The organism is Pseudomonas sp. KD5 (assembly GCF_012932895.1).
GTDB lineage: Bacteria > Pseudomonadota > Gammaproteobacteria > Pseudomonadales > Pseudomonadaceae > Aquipseudomonas.
Map to the genome: position 1 here is coordinate 42,573 of NZ_JDWJ01000018.1, position 21,340 is coordinate 63,912.

Here is a 21,340-nt window from a genome sequence, read left to right on the forward strand (position 1 = left end):
GAGCGTAGGTGCACGACTCCCGTCGCTGGTATAGTTTTGCTCTAACCGCGACGCGAGCCGTTCATGACCTCTTCCGCAGCCCCCATCCTCATCACCGGTGCCGGCCAGCGTGTCGGCTTGCACTGCGCGCAGCGTTTGCTCGAAGACGGCCATCCGGTCATTTTCAGTTACCGCAGCGAACGCCCCGGCGTAAAGACCCTGCGCGATCTGGGAGCGACCGCGGTGTTCGCGGACTTTTCCAGCGAGGCCGGGATTCTCGCGTTCATCGGTGAACTGAAGAACCACACCGACAGCCTGCGGGCGATAGTCCACAACGCCTCCGAATGGCTGGCCGAAACCCCGGGCGCCGAAGTCGAAGCCTTCACCCGCATGTTCAGCGTGCACATGCTGGCGCCCTACCTGATCAACCTGCACTGTGCCGATTTACTCAGACGCTCAAGCCCCGCCGACATCGTGCACATCAGCGATGACGTGACCCGCAAGGGCAGCAGCAAGCACATCGGCTACTGCGCCAGCAAAGCCGGGCTCGACAGCCTGACCCTGTCCTTTGCCGCCAAGTACGCGCCAGACATCAAGGTCAACGGTATCGCGCCAGCCCTGCTACTGTTCAATCCCGACGACGACGCGGCGTACCGCGCCAGGGTCCTGGCCAAATCCGCACTGGGCATCGAGCCCGGCAGCGAAGTGATCTACCAGAGCCTGCGCTATTTGCTCGACAACCCTTATGTCACCGGCACGACCCTGACCGTCAATGGCGGACGGCACGTCAAATAAGCCGCCCCCGCGAGGATGTCCCCATGACGTTATCCCTGCCCCACAACACCCTGTCCCAGAGCTATCGCGAGATCCTCATCGGCCTCGGTGAAAACCCCGACCGCGAAGGGCTGCAAGACACCCCGTTGCGCGCCGCCAAGGCGATGCAATACCTGTGTCATGGTTACGAACAGAGTGTCGAAGAGATCGTCAACGGCGCACTGTTCGCCTCCGACAACGATGAAATGATCATTGTCGACAACATCGAGTTGTACTCGCTGTGTGAACATCACATGTTGCCCTTCATCGGCAAGGCGCATGTGGCTTATATTCCAACGGGCAAGGTGCTCGGCCTGTCGAAGATTGCACGGCTTGTGGATATGTTCGCCCGCCGCCTGCAAATCCAGGAGAACCTCACCCGGCAAATCGCCGAGGCCGTGCAGCAAGTGACCGATGCCGCCGGTGTCGCGGTGGTCATCGAAGCCCAGCACATGTGCATGATGATGCGCGGCGTCGAGAAACAGAATTCGACCATGAACACCTCGGTGATGCTCGGCGCCTTCCGCGAGTCGAGCAACACCCGCCAGGAGTTCCTGCAATTGATTGGACGGAGCAAGTAGCAATGCCACAACTTCAACCAGGAATGGCACGCATCCGGGTCAAGGACCTGTGTTTGCGAACTTTCATCGGGATCAACGAGGACGAGATCCTCAACAAGCAGGATGTGCTGATCAACCTGACCATCCTGTATGCCGCCCAGGACGCCGTGCGTGACAACGACATCGATCACGCGCTGAACTACCGCACCATCACCAAGGCGATCATTGCCCACGTGGAAGGCAATCGCTTTGCCCTGCTCGAGCGCCTGACCCAGGAGCTGCTGGACCTGATCATGGCCAACGAGTCGGTGCTGTATGCCGAAGTCGAAGTCGACAAGCCCCACGCCTTGCGCTTCGCCGAGTCGGTGTCGATTACCCTGGCCGCAAGCCGCTGACCGCGTCTGGCGCATCGCTCGCCAGGCTTTTATCATCCGCGCCACGATTTGATTGCACAGAGCCCATCATGAACGATCAACAACGCCTGGAACTTGAAGCCGCCGCCTTTCGCCGGCTGGTTGCCCACCTGGACAGCCGCAAGGACGTGCAGAACATCGACCTGATGAACCTCTCGGGTTTCTGCCGCAACTGCCTGTCCAAGTGGTACAAGGCCGCCGCTGACGAACGCCAGATCGACGTCAGCCTCGATGAAGCCCGCGAAGTGGTTTACGGCATGCCGTACGCCGAGTGGAAAGCCCAATACCAGAAAGAAGCCAGCGCCGACCAACAAGCGGCGTTCGCCAAAGGAAAACCCAATGAGTGATTTGAACACCCTGCGCGCCAGCCTCAAGAGTGGCGAACACGTTTTCGCCGATACCCTGGCGTTCATTGCCGCCGGTTATGACTACCAGCCCCAGGCTTTCAACAACGGTGGCGTGGAAAACGCAGCTGGGCAGAACGAAGGCTCGTGCAAGACCCTGGGCCTGGCGCTGCTGGAAGGTCTGAGCGATGAAGAAGCGCTGTTGGCGTTTGGCGAACATTATCGTTCGGTGGTGGCCACGCCCGAAGGCAGCGACCACGGCAATATCCGGGCGTTGATTGCCCATGGCTTGGCGGGCGTGAAGTTCGCTCAGCAGCCACTGACTCGTCGCTAAACCTGTGGCGAGGGAGCTTGCTCCCTCGCCACAGATTATGCGTCGCCATCGATCGGCATCAGGGCACATCCCGACTTTTAAGATTGACCCGGCAACTTTATTTCGTTTGCCGGGCACCTCTGCTCGCGGCTTAGATAAAAAGAAGTATCCCTTCTTCAGAGTCAGCCATCCATGCGCAGCGAAACCATCAGTCAGTCGATTTCCATTGTTCACCCCATCAGTCTCAGCCACGGCAAAAATGCCGAAGTCTGGGGCACCGATGGCAAGCGCTACATCGACTTTGTCGGGGGAATCGGCGTACTGAACCTCGGCCATTGCCATCCGCGCATCGTCGAGGCCATTCGTGAACAAGCCACCCGCCTGACCCACTACGCGTTCAATGCGGCTCCCCATGTGCCTTACATCGAACTGATGGATCGCCTGGCTGCGTTTATTCCGGTGGATTACCCGGTCAGTGGCATGCTTACCAACAGCGGCGCGGAAGCGGCGGAAAACGCCCTGAAGATCGTCCGTGGCGCCACCGGCCGCACCGCGATCATTGCCTTTGACGGCGCCTTCCACGGCCGCACGCTGGCCACTCTCAACCTCAACGGCAAGGTCGCGCCTTACAAGCAGAAAGTCGGCGTGCTGCCGGGTCCGGTGTACCACCTGCCCTTCCCTAGCAAAGACAATGACGTGACCTGCGCCGAGGCACTGAAGGCGATGGATCGGCTGTTCAGCGTCGAGATCGACGTGAATGACGTGGCCTGTTTTATCGTCGAACCGGTGCAAGGCGAAGGCGGGTTTCTGGCGATGGATGTGGAATTCGCCCAGGCACTGCGGCGTTTCTGTGATGACAAAGGCATTTTGCTGATCGCCGATGAAATCCAGTCCGGCTTCGGCCGCACCGGCCAGCGGTTTGCGTTCTCGCGACTGGGCATTGAGCCGGACCTGATCCTGCTGGGCAAAAGCATTGCCGGCGGCGTGCCGCTGGGTGCGGTTGTCGGGCGCAAATCGCTAGTCGACAACTTGCCCAAGGGCGGATTGGGCGGCACCTACTCAGGCAATCCCATCGCCTGCGCCGCCGCGTTGGCGACCCTGGACGAAATGAGTGATGCACATCTGCACGCTTGGGGCTCGCAGCAGGAAGAAGCGATTGTCAGCCGCTACGAAGCCTGGCGGGCACGCGGACTGTCACCATACCTGGGTCGTTTGACCGGCGTGGGTGCGATGCGCGGCATCGAACTGATCAATGCCGACGGCACACCGGCTTCGGCGCAACTGACACAGTTGCTGGCCTTGGCGCGAGACTCGGGCTTGCTGCTGATGCCCAGCGGCAAGTCGCGCCACATTGTTCGGCTACTGGCGCCTTTGACTACGGAGGCCAAAGTGCTGGAGGAAGGGCTGGATATTCTTGAGGCCTGCCTGGCGAAATTGTCCTGAGGCAGAATCGTCTGCCCACAAAAAAACCGGCCAAGGCCGGTTTTTTTGTTTTCTACGGAATCAGAACGAAACGTTCTGCAGGCCGTCGAGGTAACGCTCAGTGTCCAGTGCCGCCATGCAGCCGGCGCCGGCCGAGGTGATGGCTTGACGGTAAACGTGGTCGGCCACGTCACCGGCAGCAAAGATACCTTCGACGCTGGTGGCAGTGGCGTTGCCGTCACGGCCGCCCTGTACAACCAGGTAGCCGTCTTTCAACGTCAGCTGACCTTCGAACAACGACGTGTTCGGGGTGTGGCCGATGGCGATGAACACGCCGTCGACTTTGATTTCGTCGAAGCTGCCATCGTTGTTCTTCAGGCGAGCACCGGTCACGCCCATGTTGTCGCCCAACACTTCGTCCAGGGTCGCGTTCAGCTTCAGGATGATCTTGCCTTCGGCAACCCGGGCATTGAGCTTGTCGATCAGGATTTTCTCGGCGCGGAACGTTTCGCGACGGTGAATCAGGGTCACGGTGCTGGCGATGTTGGCCAGATACAGTGCTTCTTCGACAGCGGTATTACCGCCACCGACCACAGCCACTGGCTTGTTGCGATAGAAGAAACCGTCACAGGTCGCGCAGGCCGAAACGCCTTTGCCCATGAACGCTTCTTCCGACGGCAGGCCCAGGTAACGAGCGCTGGCACCGGTAGCGATGATCAGGGCGTCGCAGGTGTAAGTCGCGCTGTCGCCAATCAGGGTGTACGGCTTGGCAGCGAAGTCCACGGCATTGATGTGATCAAACACGATCTCGGTTTCAAAGCGCTCGGCGTGCTCTTTCATCCGTTCCATCAGCGCCGGGCCGGTCAGGCCGTGGACGTCGCCCGGCCAGTTGTCGACTTCGGTGGTGGTGGTCAGTTGACCGCCGGCTTGCATGCCGGTGATCAGCAGTGGCTTGAGGTTGGCACGGGCCGCATAGACAGCGGCGCTGTAACCGGCAGGGCCGGAACCGAGAATAATCACTCGCGAATGACGAACTTCAGACATGACCTGCTCCTGTTGACCGGCCCGAAACACTGGGCGCGGAACGCCGGATTGCCGGCGGGAATAAAAAAGGACCGCTGAAAGCACTTGGGGAAGGCTTGGGCTCGACAGTCCTGTAAAAGAATGGGTGCAGCGTATCGAGGGGGCGAAGATTAAGGAAATACGGTTTAACAATCCAGCTCATAGGCGGTCTCTATTCCGTTGCAGTGAATGTATAGACGCCTTTGTTACAGTTAATGTCGATGCCGCTACCGCGCTTTCGCACCTCAGGCAAAGCCGGTAAGGTCGGCGCGTTTCCCTCTTGTTCGGAGCACGTTATGCCCGCCCCCGTTCTGTCCGGCCCGCAATACCTGCGCGAAGGCCTCAATCTGGTCCTGAGCCCAAGTCTGCGTCTGTTCGTGTTGCTGCCGCTGGCGATCAACCTGGTGCTGTTCGTCGGATTGATCTATCTGGCCGGTCATCAGTTCAGCCTATGGGTTGATACTCTGATGCCGTCCCTGCCCGATTGGCTGAGCTTCCTCAGCTATATCCTCTGGCCGATATTCGTGGTGTTGGTGGTGTTGATGGTGTTCTTCACCTTCACGATGCTCGCCAACGTCATCGCCGCACCGTTCAACGGCTTCCTCGCGGAGAAAGTCGAAGTGGTGGTGCGCGGCACCGACGATTTCCCGACCTTCAGCTGGAGTGAACTGATTGCCATGATCCCCCGCACCCTGTCCCGGGAAATGCGCAAGCTAGGCTATTTCCTGCCAAGGGCCATCGGGCTGTTCATCCTCTCCTTCATCCCCGTGGTGAACATCATCGCCGCGCCGCTGTGGCTGCTGTTTGGAGTATGGATGATGGCGATCCAGTACATCGACTACCCGGCCGACAACCACAAATTGGGCTGGAACGAGATGCTCGCCTGGCTGCGGCAGAAGCGCTGGCAGAGCATGAGTTTTGGCGGGATTGTGTACCTGGTGCTGCTGATTCCGGTGGTCAACATTTTGATGATGCCGGCTGCGGTGGCCGGGGCGACGCTGTTCTGGGTGCGTGAGCGTGGCGCGGAGAATCTGGTGGCAGAGCGCCGTTAATCGCGTCACATATCCATCATCCCACCGTCACAATGACGACATGGCCTCAGCCGACACTGAGGTCATGACGACAGCTCTGCATATCACTCTGATCACCGAAACCTTCCCCCCGGAAATCAACGGCGTGGCCAATACCCTTGGCCGCTTGTTCGACGGTTTGCGCGCGCGCGGGCATCAGGTCGAGTTGGTGCGGCCACGTCAGGGCGGCGACCCGCTGATGGGCAGCAATGATGAGTTGCTACTGTGTCGGGGCTGGCCGCTACCGGGTTATCCCGGCCTGCAATGGGGGCAGTCGTCGATGCACAAGTTGCTGCGGCGCTGGAAGCGCCATCGCCCGGACGTGCTGTACATCGCCACCGAAGGACCGCTGGGGTTGTCGGCGTTACGCGCGGCACGGCGTTTGGGGATTTCGGTGGTCAGCGGCTTTCATACCAATTTTCAACAGTATTCCAGCCAGTATGGGCTCGGGTTGCTGACGCGTTTGCTGACCCACTACCTGCGCTGGTTTCACAATCGCTCGACCCTGACCCTGGTGCCCAGCGCCAGCCAGCGACTGGAACTGGAGCGGCGCAGTTTCGAGCGCCTGGCGCTGCTCTCTCGAGGCGTCGACAGCCAGTTGTTCCATCCGGCCAGACGACTGAAATCACTGCGTGAGCAATGGGGACTGGCCGAGGATGACATCGCCTTCATCCACGTAGGACGCCTGGCCCAGGAGAAGAATCTTGGCCTGCTCAAGCGCAGTTTCGACGCGCTGAAAACCACTTATCCACAGCGCAACATGAAATTGATTGTGGTCGGTGACGGTCCGCAACGATCGACGCTGGAAAAGGAATTGCCCGAGGCGATTTTTTGCGGCTCACAACGCGGCGAAGCCCTGGCCAGTCACTATGCCTCGGGGGATGTGTTTCTGTTTCCGAGCCTGACCGAGACCTTCGGCAATGTGGTGCTTGAGGCATTGGCCTCAGGGCTGGGGGTGGTGGCGTACGATCAGGCTGCGGCGGCTCAGCATATTCGCCATGGCTACAACGGCGTATTGGCCATGCCCGGGGATGAGCAGGCGTTCTGCGATGCGGCACGCTGGCTGCTGGAGGAGCGCGAAACCTTGCGCTGCGTGCGGCTCAATGCCCGCCAGCATGCAAGCCGTCAGGGCTGGGCGGCGATTATCGAGCAGTTCGAGGGGCAGTTGCGGGGGGCTTGTGCGCAGGAACAAGTTCTATCCGATGCAGCGTTGTTGCCTTAAAAGCTTCGCGGGCAAGCCTCGCCCCTGTAGGAGCGAGGCTTGCCCGCGAAAAGGCCTTTTCAGTCGCCGTTTACACCAGCGTCATCAACGCATCACGGCTGAACGGCAGGATGTCCTGCTCACGACCGTCACGCACTTTCTGCGCCCAGTCCGGGTCCACCAACAACGCACGACCCACCGCCACCAGGTCGAACTCATCGTTATTCAAACGCTCCAGCAGTTTTTCCAGGCTGGCGGGCTGTGCGATCTTGTCGGTGTTGACCATGAATTGCAGGAACTCGCCATCCAGGCCGACGCTGCCAACGGTGATGGTCGGCTTGCCGGTGAGCTTGCGGGTCCAGCCGGCCAGGTTCAGTTCGGAACCGTCGAACTCCGGCTCCCAGAAACGGCGTGTCGAGCAATGGAAAATATCCACGCCGGCATCGGACAACGGCTTGAGAAATTCGCCCAACGCCTCTGGCGTCTGCACCAGTCGCGCAGTGTAGTCCTGCTGCTTCCACTGGGAGAAACGGAAGATGATCGGGAATCCCTCGCCGACTGCTGCGCGCACCGCCTGAATCAGTTCGATGGCGAAGCGCGAACGGTTGGCCAGGCTGCCACCGTATTCGTCGGTGCGCTGGTTGCTGCCTTCCCAGAAGAACTGGTCCACCAGATAACCATGGGCACCGTGGATTTCCACGCCGTCCATGCCGATGCTCTGGGCGTCTTTGGCGGCTTGGGCGAACGCAGCGATCACCTCCTGAATATCCTGCTGGGTCATGCCGTGAACCACGACCTGTCCGTCTTTCAGTTTTTCCGACGGACCGTAACCCGGCACGCTGGCATCCGGCTCGGTGCCGATACGGCGCACGCTGCCCACATGCCACAGTTGCGGAACGATCTTGCCGCCCTCGGCATGCACTGCATCGACGACTTTTTTCCAGCCGGCCATTGCGGCTTCACCGTAGAAGTGCGGCACGTTCGGATAACCGTTGGAGGCCTTGTGACCGACGGTGGTGCCTTCGGTGATGATCAGGCCAACTCCGGCGGCGGCGCGGCGGCGGTAGTATTCGATCACTTTGGAGTTGGGCACGCCGCCCGGCGAAAACGAGCGGGTCATCGGTGCCATGACGACGCGGGTCGGCAGTTCGAGAGCGCCGAGGTGAAAAGGCTTGAACAGGGCTTTGACAGGCATTGGACGCTCCACGGAACATAGACTTTATGACGACGATAATATGGAGAGCGCCCTGCCTTGAACAGCACTATTGATTTTAGTGATTAAGGATTAGAAACGAAAAGATCGCAGCCTTCGGCAGCTTCTACAGAGGAATGTGAACACCTGTAGCTGCCGAAGGCTGCGATCTTTTGATCTTGATCTGCGCTTTTAACTCAGAGCTTTTTCAATCGCCTGGATAACAGAAGGATCATCCGGCGCCGTACGTGGCGAGAACCGCGCCAATACGCGACCGTCCTTGCCCAACAGGAATTTTTCGAAGTTCCAGGTGATGTCGCCCGGAAACTCCGCGCCCTCGCCCGCCAGCAGGCGGTACAGCTGATGACGTTCGTGACCGTTGACTTCCAGCTTGCTGGACAACGGAAAGGTCACGCCATAGTTGAGGCTGCAGAACGCCTGGATCTCCTGCTCGGTACCCGGTTCCTGCCCGGCAAACTGGTTGCACGGCAAGCCCAGCACGCTGAAACCCTTGCCCTTGTATTGCTGGTAGAGGTTTTCCAGAGCAGCGTACTGTGGGGTCAAGCCACATTTGGAGGCGACGTTGACCACCAGCACGACGTGCCCTTTGAAGGGCGCCAGAGGTAACTCCTGGCCATCCAAAGTTTTCAATGTAAGGTCGTGAAAAGCACTCATGACGGACTCCAGATTTCCCGTGTTCTTCTCGAAACAGCCACTTGGTCATGTCGCCAAGGACAGCCGCGGACTAAAAAGGCGCCCTCGGGCGCCTCTCCAGTTCTCGAAAGCTTAGCGCAGAAAATCAGTGGTGATGGCCACCTTCGCCATGGACGTGACCATGAGCGATTTCTTCCTGGCTGGCATCACGGATGGCAACGATCTTGACCTGGAAATTCAGGCGCTGACCGGCCAGCGGGTGGTTGCCGTCGACGGTGACATCGTCGCCGTCCAGATCGCGAATAGTGACGATCTGCATCTGGCCGTCCGGAGCGGAAGCGTGGAACTGCATGCCCACTTCCAGTTCGTCGACGCCTTCGAACATGCTGCGGCTCAGGGTGCTGACCAGTTCGGCAGCGTATTCGCCGTAGGCATCTTCAGGTTCTACGGCAACAGTCAGTTCGTCACCAACTGCTTTGCCTTCCAGCGCCTTTTCCAGGCCCGGAATGATGTTACCTGCGCCTTGCAGATAGACCAGCGGCGCGCCGCCGGCGGAGCTGTCGATGACCTCACCAGCGTCGTTGGTCAGGGTATAGTCGATGGAGACAGCCTTATTGGCGGCGATCAGCATGGGGCGAGACCTTTTGCATAAGAATGATGAATGTCCAAGTTTAGCGAAGCAATCGCCCGAAAGCGAACACAACCCGGACAAACGGGGTGCGATGAAAGCCTCGACCATTACAGGTTTCCATCAGGACGAGGACGGGCACTGGGTGGCCGAGCTGTCCTGCGGCCATACCCAACACCTGCGGCACCAGCCGCCGTGGCAATCCCGGGCCTGGGTGGTGGACCCTGTGCTGCGCAATGAAAAAATAGGCCAGCCCTTTGATTGCGGTTGGTGCGCACAAGGCTCGGTTAGCGATAACCTTGACCACTGAATATCGGTAGAACGCCAGCCATAGGCGTTCACCATTGCCATGCACCCTTAGAGAATCCGCATGCAAACTTTTTTTATCGCGCCCACCGATTTTGGTGTGGGTCTGACCTCCATCAGCCTCGGGCTGGTGCGTACCCTCGAGCGGGCCGGCCTCAAAGTCGGCTTTTTCAAACCGATTGCCCAACCGCACCCGGGCGACACCGGCCCTGAACGCTCCACCGAACTGGTGGCCCGCACCCACGGCTTGAAACCGCCTCAACCATTGGGCCTGGCCCATGTCGAGCGGATGCTCGGCGACGGTCAGCTGGACGAATTGCTCGAAGAAATCATCACCCTTTATCAGCAAGCCGCTGTCGGCAAGGACGTGCTGATCGTCGAAGGCATGGTCCCGACCCGCAGCGCCAGCTACGCCGCGCGGGTCAACTTGCACTTGGCCAAGAGCCTCGACGCCGACGTGATTCTGGTTTCGGCGCCGGAAAACGAAGTGCTGACCGAATTGTCCGGCCGGGTGGAATTGCAGGCGCAATTGTTCGGCGGGCCGAAAGACCCGAAAGTGCTGGGCGTGATCCTCAACAAGGTCAAGACCGACGAAAGCATGGACGTCTTCGCCTCGCGCCTGAGAGAGCACTCGCCGTTGCTGCGCAGTGGCGACTTCCGTCTGCTCGGCTGCATCCCGTTTCAACCGGAGCTGAACGCGCCGCGCACCCGTGACGTGGCCGAGCTGATGGGCGCTCAGGTGCTCAATGCCGGTGACTACGAAACCCGGCGCATGACCAAAATCATCATTTGCGCCCGCACCGTGCGCAACACCGTGGAGCTGCTCAAGCCCGGCGTGCTGGTGGTGACCCCCGGCGATCGCGACGACATCATCCTCGCGGTCAGCCTGGCGGCGATGAACGGTGTACCTCTGGCCGGCCTGCTGCTGACCAGCGACACCCTGCCCGACCCGCGCATCATGGAGCTGTGCCGTGGCGCCTTGCAGGCCGGCCTGCCGGTGTTGTCGGTGAGCACCGGTTCCTACGACACCGCCAACCAGTTGAACGGTTTGAACAAGGAAATCCCGATCGACGACCGCGAGCGCGCAGAGATCATCACCGATTTCGTCGCCAGCCACCTCGACGCCAACTGGCTGCACCAGCGCTGCGGCACACCACGGGAAATGCGCCTGTCGCCTGCAGTGTTCCGCTATCAACTGATCCAGCGTGCCCAGGCCGCCAACAAGCGCATCGTGTTGCCCGAGGGCAGCGAGCCGTTGACCGTCCAGGCCGCCGCGATCTGCCAGGCACGGGGCATCGCCCGTTGCGTGTTGCTGGCCAAGCCGGCAGACGTCGAGGCGGTCGCCCGCGCCCAAGGCATCGAGTTGCCACCGGGGCTGGAAATCCTCGACCCGGACCTGATCCGCGAGCGTTACGTCGAGCCGATGGTTGCGCTGCGCAAGACCAAAAGCCTCAACGCGCCGATGGCCGAGCAGCAACTGGAAGACACCGTGGTGATCGGCACCATGATGCTGGCGCTGGATGAAGTCGACGGGCTGGTGTCCGGGGTCATTCACTCCACCGCCAACACCATCCGCCCGGCCCTGCAACTGATCAAGACCGCGCCGGGTTGCACCCTGGTGTCGTCGGTGTTCTTCATGCTGTTCCCCGAAGAAGTGTTGGTCTACGGCGACTGCGTGATGAACCCGCACCCGAGCGCCAGCGAACTGGCCGAGATCGCCTTGCAAAGCGCCGATTCGGCAGCGGCGTTCGGCATCACTCCGCGAGTGGCGATGATCAGCTACTCCAGCGGTGAATCGGCCAGCGGCGAAGAAGTCGAGAAGGTTCGCGAGGCCACGTTGCTCGCCCACGAACAGCAACACTCACTGCTGATCGACGGCCCGTTGCAGTACGACGCCGCCGCCAACGAAACCGTGGCCCGGCAACTGGCGCCGAACAGTCAGGTGGCCGGTCGCGCCACGGTGTTCGTGTTCCCCGACCTGAACACCGGCAATACCACCCACAAAGCCGTGCAACGCAGCGCCGACTGCGTCAGCCTCGGACCGATGCTGCAAGGCCTGCGCAAACCGGTGAACGACCTGCCGCGTGGCGCGCAAGTCGACGACATCGTGTACACCATCGCGTTGACCGCGATTCAAGCTGCCAACCGACCTATGGATGTTTAAATGCTGGATTTTCTACCTGCACCCGTGCGCGGCGTGATCGCCTCGCTGCTGTTGGCGCTGAATACGATTCTGCTCTGCTCGTTTCTGTTCTGTGTGGCGCTGTTCAAAGTGCTGCCGTTCGCCCTCACCCAACGTTTCGCGCGCTGGCTGATGAGTCATACCCACGAAGCGTGGATCAGTAACAACAAGGGCTGGATGAATCTGGTTTGCCGCACACGCTGGCACCTCAGCGGTTTGCAAGACCTCGACTATCGGCACTCCTATCTGATCACCAGCAACCACCAGAGCTGGGTCGACATCATGGTGTTGCAGTACGTGCTCAACCGTCGCATCCGCCCGCTGAAGTTCTTCCTCAAACAGGAACTGATCTGGGTACCGGTGATTGGCCTGGCGTGGTGGGCGTTGGGTTTTCCGTTCATGAAGCGTTACTCCAAGGCCTATCTGGAAAAGCATCCGCAGAAGAAAGGCAAAGACCTGGAAACCACCCGCAAGACCTGCGACAAGTTCCGCAATAACCCGGTGGGGATTTTCAACTTCGTCGAAGGCACGCGCTTTACCAAGGGTAAGCACGCCCAGCAGAGTTCACCGTTCCGCTACCTGCTCAAGCCGAAAGCGGGCGGCATTGCATTCGTGCTGGATGCCATGGGCGACCAGCTGGAAGCCATCGTCAACGTGACCATCCACTACCCGGCGGGGCGTCCGGGTTACTGGGATTTGCTCTGCGGTAATGTGAAAGACGTGGTGGTGCACTTTCAGGAGCTGAAGATTCCGCCGCAGTTCGTCGGCAAGAACTATGACCAGGACGGGGTGTATCGCCTGGAGTTTCAGGGCTGGATCAATCAATTGTGGCAGGACAAGGATGCGCTGCTGGGGCAGATGCACCGTGAGTATCCAGTGAATTCTTGAGGTGCTCGCGAAGGTGTCCTCCCGGACACAAAAAAGCCCGCAGACGATCGCTCATCTGCGGGCTTTTTGTTTTCAGCTAATGCTTAGATCGCGCCACGCTTGCGCAGCAGATCCAGCACTTGCTTGACGCTTTCTTCCAGCGACAGCGACTGGGTGTCGATCACCAGATCGGCATTCAGCGGCACGTCGTACGGGAAGGATTCGCCCGGGATGTTGTCGCCACCCGCCGCGTACAGACCTTGCGGATCACGCTCGGCACAGACCGTCGGCGAGGCCTGAACGTAGACCGTCAGCAGACGCTCCTTGCCAATCAGGTCCTTGGCCTGCTCACGACCTTCGGCACTCGGGGCAACGAACGCCGCCAGTGTCAGCAGGCCGGCTTCGTTGAACTGACGCGCAACGTGCGCCGCGCGACGCCAATTCTCGGTACGCCCGGCGCGATCCTGTGGCAGACCTTTGTTCAGGTCATGACGCAGGTTCTGGCCATCGAGTACGAACACCGCGCGACCCATGTCGAACAGCTTGCGTTCAACCGCATACGCCAGGGTGCTTTTGCCCGCGCCCGACAGGCCGCTGAACAACACGGTAGCCGGTTGCTGACCGAAGCGCTGGGCGCGTTCTTCGGTGGCTACATGGGCCAGTTTACCGTGGTGGGAGCTGCTGCCATGCGCCAGCGGCTGAGCGATGATCATGCCGGCCGCGACCGTGCCGTTGGTCAAACGGTCGATGACGATGAACGAACCGGTGGTGCGGTTGCTGTCGTAACCGTCCAGCGCAATGGCCGCGTCGAGGCTGATCTTGACCCGACCGATCTCGTTCAGCTGCAACGAGCTGGCAGGCCCTTCGGCCAAGGTGTTCACGTCCACGCGATTGACGATGCTGGTGATCGAGCCCGGCACGTAAGTCGTGGCGCGCTTGATGTCGTATTTCTTGCCCGGCAGCATCGGTTCTTCGGCCATCCACACCAGCATGGCGTCGAAGGCGTCGGTCACTTGCGGCTGGTTATCGGCGTGCACCAGCAGGTCGCCGCGGGAGATGTCGATCTCGTCTTCCATGGTCAGCGTCACCGCTTGACCAGGACCAGCATGCTCCAGCTCACCTTCGAAGGTGACAATGGATTTCACGCGGCTGCTCTTGCCCGATGGCAACACAACGACTTCGTCACCCTTGTGCACGATGCCGCTGGCCAGGGTGCCGGCGAAACCACGGAAGTTCAGGTTCGGACGGTTGACGTACTGCACCGGGAAACGCAGGTCGGTGTAGTTGCGGTCGCTGGCGATTTCGACGGTTTCGAGGATTTCCATCAGCGACTGGCCGGTGTACCACGGCGAGCGCTCGGACTTGTTCACCACGTTGTCGCCCTTGAGCGCGGACATTGGCACGAACGCCATGGTGCTCGGCTTGAACGCGATGCCTTCGGCGAACTTCAGGTAATCGGCCTTGATCGACTCAAATACGCTTTCGTCGAAGCCGTTGAGGTCCATCTTGTTGATGGCGACCACGATGTGCTTGATGCCCAGCAACGAGGCGATAAAGCTGTGGCGACGGGTCTGGGTCTGCACGCCGTAACGGGCGTCGACCAGGATGATCGCCAGGTCACAGGTGGATGCACCGGTGGCCATGTTGCGGGTGTACTGCTCATGGCCGGGGGTATCGGCGATGATGAATTTGCGCTTGGCGGTAGAGAAATAGCGGTAGGCGACATCGATGGTGATGCCCTGCTCACGCTCGGCCTGCAAGCCGTCGACCAGCAACGCCAGGTCGATGTCTTCGCCGGTAGTGCCGACTTTTTTCGAGTCGCGGGTAATGGCTTCCAGATGATCTTCGTAGATCATTTTGGAGTCGTGCAGCAGGCGCCCGATCAGGGTGCTCTTGCCGTCGTCGACGTTGCCACAAGTCAGAAAGCGCAGCATTTCCTTGCGTTCATGCTGGCCCAGGTAGGCGAGGATGTCCTCGCTGATCAAATCAGATGCGTGCGACATGACAACCCCTTAGAAATAACCCTGACGTTTCTTTTCTTCCATGGAACCGGCGCCATCGTGATCGATGACTCGGCCCTGGCGTTCGGAAGTTCGCGTCAGGAGCATTTCCTGAATGATGTCGGTCAGGCTGGTGGCCTCGGACTCGACAGCACCGGTCAACGGGTAGTCGCCCAGTGTACGGAAACGGACCTTCTTCTTGACGATGCGCGCCTTGTCTTCGTCGCTCAGGTGATTGAGCAGGCGTTCGTCGTCGATCATGATCCAGGTGCCGTTCATCTCGATGACATCACGCTCGGCAGCGAAGTACAGCGGCACGATCGGGATGCCTTCCAAGTAGATGTACTGCCAGATGTCCAGTTCGGTCCAGTTCGACAACGGGAATACGCGGATCGATTCGCCCTTGTTGACCTTGCCGTTGTAGACGTTCCACAGCTCCGGGCGCTGGTTTTTCGGGTCCCAGCGGTGCTTGCTGTCACGGAAGGAATACACGCGCTCTTTGGCACGGGACTTCTCTTCGTCACGACGGGCGCCACCGAATGCAGCGTCGAAGCCGTACTTGTCGAGGGCCTGTTTGAGGCCTTCGGTCTTCATGATGTCGGTGTGCTTGGCACTGCCGTGGGTCAGCGGGTTGATACCCTGCGCAACACCCTCGGGGTTGACATGTACCAGCAGGTCCAGGCCGAGCTCTTCGACCATGCGGTCGCGGAACGCGTACATTTCCTTGAACTTCCACTGGGTGTCGACGTGCATCACCGGAAACGGAAGTTTGCCCGGGAAGAATGCCTTGCGCGCAAGGTGCAGCATCACGGCGGAGTCTTTACCGACGGAGTACAGCATCACCGGGTTATCGAACTCGGCGGCGACCTCGCGGATGATGTGGATGCTTTCGGCCTCCAGCTGTTTCAGATGCGTCAGTTTGTCGACCATGGCTACTCACGAAAACGATCTTATGGACGGCCTGCGGGCCGTGTTCGAGCGGGGAATCCTAGCACAGCGCCCTCTTCTAATCAGGACGGCGGCTAGATCGAAAGGGTATATGAATATACCCCCTCGTTTGGGCTCCAGCCCTGTAGTCAAATCGGGTTCGGGCAATCGATGAAGATGTGCTCGAGGGCGAAACGTCGCGCCAGGTAATCACCCAAAGCCTGCACACCGTAACGCTCGGTGGCATGGTGGCCGGCGGCGATGAAACTGATGTCGTTTTCCCGGGCGCTGTGGAACGTCTGCTCGGAGGCCTCGCCGCTGAGGTACAGATCGACACCGGCCAACACCGCCTGGTCAATGTAACCCTGGCCGCCACCGGTGCACCAGCCGACCCGACGAATCATCTCGCTGCCTTCGATCAGCAGCGGCTCGCGCCCCATGACTTCCTGTACCCGACGGGCAAAATCGCGGGGAGTCATCGGTTCGCTCAACGAGCCGACCAACCCGACGATTTTCAGGTTGTCCGGATCCAGTGGGCCTTCGACGGTAATGTCCAATTGCCGGGCAAGCTGTACGTTGTTGCCGACTTCAGGGTGCAGGTCCAGCGGCAAGTGATAGGACAGCAGGCTGATGTCGTGCTTGAGCAGGGTTTTCAACCGGCGCTGCTTCATGCCAGTGATGCACGGGTTCTCGCCTTTCCAGAAATAGCCGTGATGCACCAGCACCAGATCGGCCTGGGCCTCCACCGCGGCGTCCAGCAACGCCTGGCTGGCGGTGACACCGCTGACGATGCGCATTACTTGCGGCCGGCCTTCGACCTGCAAGCCGTTGGGGCAGTAATCGGCAATCTTCGCACTTGCCAGGTAACGGTCGGCTTCTTCGACCAGGGTGCTCAGGGCGACGGCCATAAAAGACTCCTAAATATCCCGTTCAGAGGCGCGCGCGGCCTCGTATAATGCGCGACATTATGGGCGGTCTCATACCGCCTGCAACCTCTCAGGACGTGCTTAATGCTCAAGGCGCTGCGTTTTTCCGGCTGGCCGCTGTTGGCCGGCGTGCTTGTCGCTCTACTGATTATTCAGCGTTACCCGCAGTGGGTCGGGCTGCCAAGCCTCGACGTCAATCTGCAACAAGCCCCGCAAACCCTTGGTGTGCAGCAGGGCCCGGTGTCCTATGCCGATGCGGTGACCACGGCTGCGCCGTCGGTGGTCAACCTTTACACCACCAAAGTGGTCAACAAACCCAGCCATCCGCTGTTTGAAGACCCGCAGTTCCGCCGCTTCTTCGGCGACAACTCGCCCAAGCAGAAGCGCATGGAGTCGAGCCTCGGTTCGGGCGTGATCATGAGCCCGGAAGGTTACCTGTTGACCAACAACCACGTGACCAGCGGTGCCGACCAGATCGTGGTGGCGCTCAAGGATGGTCGTGAAACCCTGGCCCGGGTCATCGGTAGCGACCCGGAAACCGACCTCGCGGTATTGAAGATCGACCTGAAAAACCTGCCGTCGATCACCGTCGGCCGTTCTGACAATCTGCGCATCGGCGACGTGGCCCTGGCCATCGGCAACCCGTTCGGCGTCGGCCAGACCGTGACCATGGGGATCATCAGCGCCACCGGGCGCAATCAGTTGGGCCTGAACAACTACGAAGACTTCATCCAGACCGACGCCGCGATCAACCCCGGCAACTCCGGCGGTGCACTGGTGGACGCCAACGGTAACCTGACCGGCATCAACACGGCGATCTTCTCCAAGTCCGGTGGCTCGCAAGGCATCGGCTTCGCGATCCCGGTCAAACTGGCGATGGAAGTGATGAAGTCGATCATCGAACACGGCCAGGTGATTCGCGGCTGGCTCGGTATCGAAGTGCAACCTTTGAGTCAGGAACTGGCGGAATCGTTTGGCTTGTCGGGACGCCCGGGAATTGTGGTCGCGGGGATTTTCCGTGACGGCCCGGCGCAGAAGGCCGGCCTGCAACTGGGCGACGTGATCCTCAGCATCGATGGTGAACCGGCTGGCGATGGTCGCAAGTCAATGAACCAGGTGGCGCGCATCAAACCGACCGACAAGGTCACGATTCAGGTGATGCGCAACGGTAAAGAACTCAAGCTCACCGCAGAAATCGGTCTGCGTCCGCCGCCGGCACCGATCCAGGAAAAAGAAGAAGAGTAAGCGGGGCCCTGTGGGAACGAGCCGCACCGCTCGCTCCCACAGGAACAGTGTTGGTCTAGAGGTCGCCGAGGCCGTCGATCAGTGCCTGGTTCTGCTCCGGTGTGCCGATGGAAATACGCAGGAACTGGGCAATCCGCTCTTGCTTGAAGTGCCGAACGATCACGCCCTGCTCACGCAACTTCGCCGCCAGCCCTGCCGCATCGTGCTTCGGGTGACGGGCGAAAATGAAGTTCGCCGCCGACGGCAACACTTCAAACCCCTTCGCCTCCAGTTGCGCGATTACCTTCTCGCGACTCTCGATGACCAACCGGCAAGTCTTGTCGAAATACTCGCGATCCTCGAACGCCGCCGCAGCCCCCACAATCGCCAGACGATCCAGCGGGTAGGAGTTGAAGCTGTTCTTGATCCGCTCCAGCGCCTCGATCAGGTCCGGATGCCCCACCGCCAGGCCAACCCGCAGGCCGGCCAAAGAACGGGACTTGGACAGGGTCTGAGTCACCAACAGATTCGGATAACGGTCCACCAGAGTGATCGCCGTTTCCCCACCGAAGTCGATGTAAGCCTCATCCACCACGACCACCGAATCCGGGCTGGCCTTGAGGATTTGCTCAACAGCGTCCAGTGCCAACAGGCAACCGGTTGGCGCATTCGGGTTCGGGAAGATGATCCCGCCGTTCGGCTTGGCATAGTCCGCCGGGTTGATCTGGAACTGTTCGTCCAGCGCAACCGCATCGAACGTGATGCCATACAACCCGCAGTAAACAGGGTAGAAGCTGTAGCTGATGTCCGGGAACAGCAGCGGTTTATCGTGTTGCAGCAAACCGTGAAAGATGTGCGCCAGGACTTCATCGGAACCGTTACCGAGGAACACCTGATTGCCCTGCACGCCGTAGTACTTGGCAACGGCTTGTTTGAGCAGGTCGCTGTTCGGGTCCGGGTACAGACGCAGGTTGTCGTTCAGTTCGGTTTGCATCGCCGCCAGGGCTTTTGGCGATGGACCGTACGGGTTTTCGTTGGTGTTGAGCTTCACCAGTTTGGCCAGTTTCGGCTGCTCGCCCGGCACATAAGGCACCAGATTCTTGACGAACGGGCTCCAGAATTTACTCATGTTCAGTTCCCCTGCTTGTCATCAAGAATGCGGTATTCAGCACTGCGGGCGTGAGCGCTCAGCGATTCGCCACGGGCCAGTACGGAGGCGGTCTTGCCCAGTTCGGAGGCACCCTGCTCGGAGCAGAAGATGATCGACGAACGTTTCTGGAAGTCGTAAACACCCAGCGGCGAAGAGAAGCGCGCAGTGCCGGAGGTCGGCAATACGTGGTTCGGACCTGCGCAGTAGTCGCCCAGTGCTTCGGAAGTGTGGCGGCCCATGAAGATCGCGCCGGCGTGACGGATCTGCGGCAGCCAGGCCTGCGGATCGGCGACCGACAGCTCCAGGTGCTCCGGGGCAATGCGGTTGGCCACTTCGATGGCCTGTTCCATGTCGCGAACCTTGATCAGCGCACCACGGCCATTGATCGAGGTTTCGATGATCTCGGCGCGTTCCATGGTTGGCAGCAGTTTGGCGATGCTTGCCGCGACCTTGTCGAGGAACTCGGCGTCCGGGCTGACCAGAATCGCCTGGGCGTCTTCGTCGTGCTCGGCCTGGGAGAACAGGTCCATGGCGATCCAGTCCGGATCGGTCTGGCCGTCGCACACCACCAGAATCTCCGACGGGCCGGCGATCATGTCGATGCCGACCTGGCCGAACACGTGGCGCTTGGCAGTGGCGACATAAATGTTGCCCGGGCCAACCACTTTGTCGACCTTCGGCACGCTTTCGGTGCCGTAAGCCAGCGCCGCAACCGCCTGCGCGCCGCCGATGGTGAACACCCGGTCGACGCCGGCGATGCAGGCTGCGGCCAGCACCAGTTCGTTGACTTCACCGCGCGGGGTCGGCACGACCATGACCACTTCGGTCACGCCCGCCACCTTGGCCGGAATCGCGTTCATCAACACCGAGGACGGGTAGGACGCCTTGCCACCCGGCACATACAGACCGGCGCGATCCAGTGGCGTGACCTTCTGGCCCAGCACCGTGCCATCGGCTTCGGTGTAGCTCCAGGAATCCTGTTTCTGCTTTTCGTGGTAGCTGCGCACACGGGTCGCGGCTTTTTCCAGGGCTTCGCGCTGAGGCACTGTGATGCGGGTCAATGCCAGTTCCAGGCGTTCGCGCGGCAGGATCAAGTCCGCCATGGACGCCACTTGCAGGCCATCGAACTTCTGGGTGAACTCGACCACCGCCGCATCGCCACGCTCGCGCACGGCCTTGATGATGTCCAGCACCCGCTGATTGACCGAGTCGTCAGACACACTTTCCCAGCTCAGCAGATGATCCAGATGATGTGCGAAATCCGGGTCAGCAGCGTTGAGTCGGCGAATTGCAGTCGGTGCGGTCATAGCGAGAGCCTCATAGGATTGGCAAAAACTCGGGCGCCCTAAGCTAGCCGTTGATCCGCTTGGGCACCCGAGAATTCTGGCTATGAGGCGGATAGACGGGCGCGACTCAAGGTCGCGCAGGTGAATCAGCCGCGGTGTCGAGACTCCACTGCCTTGCGCAGGGTGTCGATCAACGCCTGGATACGGGCATGCTGCATTTTCATCGACGCCTTGTTGACGATCAGACGGGAGCTGATGGCAGCGATAAAATCCTGTGGCTCCAGGCCATTGGCCCGCAGCGTGTTACCGGTGTCGACCACGTCGATGATCTTGTCCGCCAGACCGATCAGCGGCGCCAGCTCCATCGAGCCGTAGAGCTTGATGATGTCGACCTGACGACCCTGTTCGGCATAGTAGCGCTTGGCGACGTTGACGAACTTGGTGGCAATGCGCAGACGGCCCTTGGGCTCGACTGCGCCGACTTTGCCGGCCGTCATCAGTTTGCACTGGGCGATTTGCAGGTCCAGTGGTTCGTACAAACCCTGGCCGCCGTATTCCATCAGCACGTCTTTACCGGCGACGCCCAGATCGGCGGCACCATGCTCGACATAGGTCGGCACATCGGTGGCACGCACGATCAGCAAGCGCACATCGGCCTGGGTCGTGGGGATGATCAGCTTGCGGCTCTTGTCCGGATTCTCGGTCGGCACGATGCCCGCTTCAGCCAGAAGCGGCAGGGTGTCGTCAAGGATGCGGCCCTTGGACAGTGCGATAGTCAACATGGGAAACGTCAGTCCTTATCAAGGTACTCATGCCCGGTC

Annotated in this window: 22 protein-coding genes; 12 read left to right on the forward strand and 10 right to left on the reverse strand. The window is 60.3% G+C overall.

What is annotated here, in order from left to right; genetic code table 11:
- Positions 1 to 63: 63 nt before the first annotated feature.
- The 6 genes from folM to AF70_RS27975 all read left to right on the forward strand — a co-directional run bounded on the left by folM (position 64) and on the right by AF70_RS27975 (position 3,865).
- Positions 64 to 774 carry a dihydromonapterin reductase gene (gene folM / locus AF70_RS27950; RefSeq protein WP_028940304.1) on the forward strand — a complete coding sequence of 237 codons (711 nt, stop codon included), beginning with the start codon at positions 64 to 66 and terminating at the stop codon, positions 772 to 774.
- Between the two features lie 23 nt (positions 775 to 797).
- Complete coding sequence (folE, locus tag AF70_RS27955) at positions 798 to 1,373, forward strand: GTP cyclohydrolase I FolE (protein ID WP_019581153.1); 576 nt, start codon at positions 798 to 800, stop codon at positions 1,371 to 1,373.
- Positions 1,374 to 1,375: 2 nt separating this feature from the next.
- A complete protein-coding gene (folX, locus tag AF70_RS27960) occupies positions 1,376 to 1,747 on the forward strand; it encodes a dihydroneopterin triphosphate 2'-epimerase (RefSeq protein ID WP_007942179.1) in 372 nt (123 codons plus the stop codon).
- Between the two features lie 68 nt (positions 1,748 to 1,815).
- The gene (locus tag AF70_RS27965) at positions 1,816 to 2,112 is read left to right on the forward strand and encodes a DUF1244 domain-containing protein (protein ID WP_018927179.1); all 297 of its coding nucleotides are present in this window, start codon (positions 1,816 to 1,818) and stop codon (positions 2,110 to 2,112) included.
- Positions 2,105 to 2,443, forward strand: coding sequence for a HopJ type III effector protein (locus AF70_RS27970; RefSeq protein ID WP_018927180.1), 339 nt, complete (start codon positions 2,105 to 2,107; stop codon positions 2,441 to 2,443). Before AF70_RS27965 ends, AF70_RS27970 begins: the two co-directional genes overlap by 8 nt.
- 171 nt (positions 2,444 to 2,614) lie before the next feature.
- Complete coding sequence (locus tag AF70_RS27975; protein ID WP_028940303.1) at positions 2,615 to 3,865, forward strand: aspartate aminotransferase family protein; 1,251 nt, start codon at positions 2,615 to 2,617, stop codon at positions 3,863 to 3,865.
- Positions 3,866 to 3,925: 60 nt separating this feature from the next.
- Here AF70_RS27975 and trxB read toward each other — a convergent pair whose 3' ends face one another.
- Entirely contained in the window at positions 3,926 to 4,888 is a 963-nt protein-coding gene (trxB, locus tag AF70_RS27980; protein WP_028940302.1) for a thioredoxin-disulfide reductase, read from the reverse strand.
- A gap of 314 nt (positions 4,889 to 5,202) precedes the next feature.
- On the opposite strand from trxB, the gene cysZ reads away from it, so the two are divergent.
- Positions 5,203 to 5,958: a sulfate transporter CysZ gene (cysZ, locus tag AF70_RS27985; protein ID WP_028940301.1), complete on the forward strand. Its 756-nt coding sequence runs from the start codon at positions 5,203 to 5,205 to the stop codon at positions 5,956 to 5,958.
- Positions 5,959 to 5,998: 40 nt separating this feature from the next.
- Positions 5,999 to 7,198, forward strand: a complete 1,200-nt coding sequence (locus tag AF70_RS27990) for a glycosyltransferase family 1 protein (RefSeq protein ID WP_028940300.1) — start codon at positions 5,999 to 6,001, stop codon at positions 7,196 to 7,198.
- A gap of 70 nt (positions 7,199 to 7,268) precedes the next feature.
- On the opposite strand, the gene AF70_RS27995 is transcribed toward AF70_RS27990, so the two are convergent.
- The 3 genes from AF70_RS27995 to AF70_RS28005 form a co-directional block, all read right to left on the reverse strand.
- Positions 7,269 to 8,372: an NADH:flavin oxidoreductase gene (locus AF70_RS27995; RefSeq protein ID WP_028940299.1), complete on the reverse strand. Its 1,104-nt coding sequence runs from the start codon at positions 8,370 to 8,372 to the stop codon at positions 7,269 to 7,271.
- 189 nt (positions 8,373 to 8,561) lie between these two features.
- Positions 8,562 to 9,044: a glutathione peroxidase gene (locus tag AF70_RS28000; protein WP_018927186.1), complete on the reverse strand. Its 483-nt coding sequence runs from the start codon at positions 9,042 to 9,044 to the stop codon at positions 8,562 to 8,564.
- A gap of 124 nt (positions 9,045 to 9,168) precedes the next feature.
- Entirely contained in the window at positions 9,169 to 9,654 is a 486-nt protein-coding gene (locus tag AF70_RS28005; protein ID WP_007942189.1) for a peptidylprolyl isomerase, read from the reverse strand.
- On the opposite strand from AF70_RS28005, the gene AF70_RS28010 reads away from it, so the two are divergent.
- From AF70_RS28010 to AF70_RS28020, 3 genes are read left to right on the forward strand one after another with little or no spacing between them, the layout of a single operon-like run.
- Positions 9,623 to 9,961: a DUF3565 domain-containing protein gene (locus AF70_RS28010; protein ID WP_028940298.1), complete on the forward strand. Its 339-nt coding sequence runs from the start codon at positions 9,623 to 9,625 to the stop codon at positions 9,959 to 9,961. The genes AF70_RS28005 and AF70_RS28010 overlap by 32 nt on opposite strands.
- Positions 9,962 to 10,021: 60 nt before the next feature.
- Positions 10,022 to 12,121: a phosphate acetyltransferase gene (gene pta, locus AF70_RS28015; RefSeq protein WP_019581159.1), complete on the forward strand. Its 2,100-nt coding sequence runs from the start codon at positions 10,022 to 10,024 to the stop codon at positions 12,119 to 12,121.
- Positions 12,122 to 13,027: an acyltransferase gene (locus AF70_RS28020; RefSeq protein WP_028940297.1), complete on the forward strand. Its 906-nt coding sequence runs from the start codon at positions 12,122 to 12,124 to the stop codon at positions 13,025 to 13,027.
- Between the two features lie 83 nt (positions 13,028 to 13,110).
- Here AF70_RS28020 and cysN read toward each other — a convergent pair whose 3' ends face one another.
- The 3 genes from cysN to AF70_RS28035 form a co-directional block, all read right to left on the reverse strand.
- Complete coding sequence (gene cysN / locus AF70_RS28025; protein WP_028940296.1) at positions 13,111 to 15,009, reverse strand: sulfate adenylyltransferase subunit CysN; 1,899 nt, start codon at positions 15,007 to 15,009, stop codon at positions 13,111 to 13,113.
- Positions 15,010 to 15,018: 9 nt separating this feature from the next.
- Complete coding sequence (cysD, locus tag AF70_RS28030; protein ID WP_007941268.1) at positions 15,019 to 15,936, reverse strand: sulfate adenylyltransferase subunit CysD; 918 nt, start codon at positions 15,934 to 15,936, stop codon at positions 15,019 to 15,021.
- 146 nt (positions 15,937 to 16,082) lie between these two features.
- Positions 16,083 to 16,841: a Nif3-like dinuclear metal center hexameric protein gene (locus AF70_RS28035; RefSeq protein WP_018927191.1), complete on the reverse strand. Its 759-nt coding sequence runs from the start codon at positions 16,839 to 16,841 to the stop codon at positions 16,083 to 16,085.
- A 102-nt stretch (positions 16,842 to 16,943) separates the two neighbouring features.
- On the opposite strand from AF70_RS28035, the gene algW reads away from it, so the two are divergent.
- Positions 16,944 to 18,104, forward strand: coding sequence for a Do family serine endopeptidase AlgW (algW, locus tag AF70_RS28040; protein WP_018927192.1), 1,161 nt, complete (start codon positions 16,944 to 16,946; stop codon positions 18,102 to 18,104).
- Between the two features lie 55 nt (positions 18,105 to 18,159).
- On the opposite strand, the gene hisC is transcribed toward algW, so the two are convergent.
- From hisC to hisG, 3 genes are all read right to left on the reverse strand, one after another.
- The gene (gene hisC / locus AF70_RS28045; protein ID WP_028940295.1) at positions 18,160 to 19,212 is read right to left on the reverse strand and encodes a histidinol-phosphate transaminase; all 1,053 of its coding nucleotides are present in this window, start codon (positions 19,210 to 19,212) and stop codon (positions 18,160 to 18,162) included.
- Between the two features lie 2 nt (positions 19,213 to 19,214).
- On the reverse strand, positions 19,215 to 20,540 hold the full coding sequence (gene hisD, locus AF70_RS28050) for a histidinol dehydrogenase (RefSeq protein WP_018927194.1): 1,326 nt from the start codon (positions 20,538 to 20,540) through the stop codon (positions 19,215 to 19,217).
- A gap of 125 nt (positions 20,541 to 20,665) precedes the next feature.
- Positions 20,666 to 21,301, reverse strand: coding sequence for an ATP phosphoribosyltransferase (gene hisG, locus AF70_RS28055; protein WP_007941260.1), 636 nt, complete (start codon positions 21,299 to 21,301; stop codon positions 20,666 to 20,668).
- Positions 21,302 to 21,340 lie beyond the last annotated feature (39 nt).

Excerpts from the sequence above, each read along its gene's own strand:
- AF70_RS28035 (WP_018927191.1), bottom strand. The coding sequence starts at position 16,841 with ATGGCCGTCGCCCTGAGCACCCTGGTCGAAGAAGCCGACCGTTACCTG.
- AF70_RS28005 (WP_007942189.1), bottom strand. The coding sequence starts at position 9,654 with ATGCTGATCGCCGCCAATAAGGCTGTCTCCATCGACTATACCCTGACC.
- AF70_RS27990 (WP_028940300.1), top strand. The coding sequence starts at position 5,999 with ATGGCCTCAGCCGACACTGAGGTCATGACGACAGCTCTGCATATCACT.
- AF70_RS27975 (WP_028940303.1), top strand. The coding sequence starts at position 2,615 with ATGCGCAGCGAAACCATCAGTCAGTCGATTTCCATTGTTCACCCCATC.
- pta (WP_019581159.1), top strand. The coding sequence starts at position 10,022 with ATGCAAACTTTTTTTATCGCGCCCACCGATTTTGGTGTGGGTCTGACC.
- AF70_RS27995 (WP_028940299.1), bottom strand. The coding sequence starts at position 8,372 with ATGCCTGTCAAAGCCCTGTTCAAGCCTTTTCACCTCGGCGCTCTCGAA.
- AF70_RS28000 (WP_018927186.1), bottom strand. The coding sequence starts at position 9,044 with ATGAGTGCTTTTCACGACCTTACATTGAAAACTTTGGATGGCCAGGAG.
- algW (WP_018927192.1), top strand. The coding sequence starts at position 16,944 with ATGCTCAAGGCGCTGCGTTTTTCCGGCTGGCCGCTGTTGGCCGGCGTG.
- AF70_RS28010 (WP_028940298.1), top strand. The coding sequence starts at position 9,623 with ATGGAGACAGCCTTATTGGCGGCGATCAGCATGGGGCGAGACCTTTTG.
- cysN (WP_028940296.1), bottom strand. The coding sequence starts at position 15,009 with ATGTCGCACGCATCTGATTTGATCAGCGAGGACATCCTCGCCTACCTG.
- hisG (WP_007941260.1), bottom strand. The coding sequence starts at position 21,301 with ATGTTGACTATCGCACTGTCCAAGGGCCGCATCCTTGACGACACCCTG.
- AF70_RS27970 (WP_018927180.1), top strand. The coding sequence starts at position 2,105 with ATGAGTGATTTGAACACCCTGCGCGCCAGCCTCAAGAGTGGCGAACAC.
- cysD (WP_007941268.1), bottom strand. The coding sequence starts at position 15,936 with ATGGTCGACAAACTGACGCATCTGAAACAGCTGGAGGCCGAAAGCATC.
- folM (WP_028940304.1), top strand. The coding sequence starts at position 64 with ATGACCTCTTCCGCAGCCCCCATCCTCATCACCGGTGCCGGCCAGCGT.
- folX (WP_007942179.1), top strand. The coding sequence starts at position 1,376 with ATGCCACAACTTCAACCAGGAATGGCACGCATCCGGGTCAAGGACCTG.
- trxB (WP_028940302.1), bottom strand. The coding sequence starts at position 4,888 with ATGTCTGAAGTTCGTCATTCGCGAGTGATTATTCTCGGTTCCGGCCCT.
- hisC (WP_028940295.1), bottom strand. The coding sequence starts at position 19,212 with ATGAGTAAATTCTGGAGCCCGTTCGTCAAGAATCTGGTGCCTTATGTG.
- folE (WP_019581153.1), top strand. The coding sequence starts at position 798 with ATGACGTTATCCCTGCCCCACAACACCCTGTCCCAGAGCTATCGCGAG.
- AF70_RS27965 (WP_018927179.1), top strand. The coding sequence starts at position 1,816 with ATGAACGATCAACAACGCCTGGAACTTGAAGCCGCCGCCTTTCGCCGG.
- AF70_RS28020 (WP_028940297.1), top strand. The coding sequence starts at position 12,122 with ATGCTGGATTTTCTACCTGCACCCGTGCGCGGCGTGATCGCCTCGCTG.
- cysZ (WP_028940301.1), top strand. The coding sequence starts at position 5,203 with ATGCCCGCCCCCGTTCTGTCCGGCCCGCAATACCTGCGCGAAGGCCTC.
- hisD (WP_018927194.1), bottom strand. The coding sequence starts at position 20,540 with ATGACCGCACCGACTGCAATTCGCCGACTCAACGCTGCTGACCCGGAT.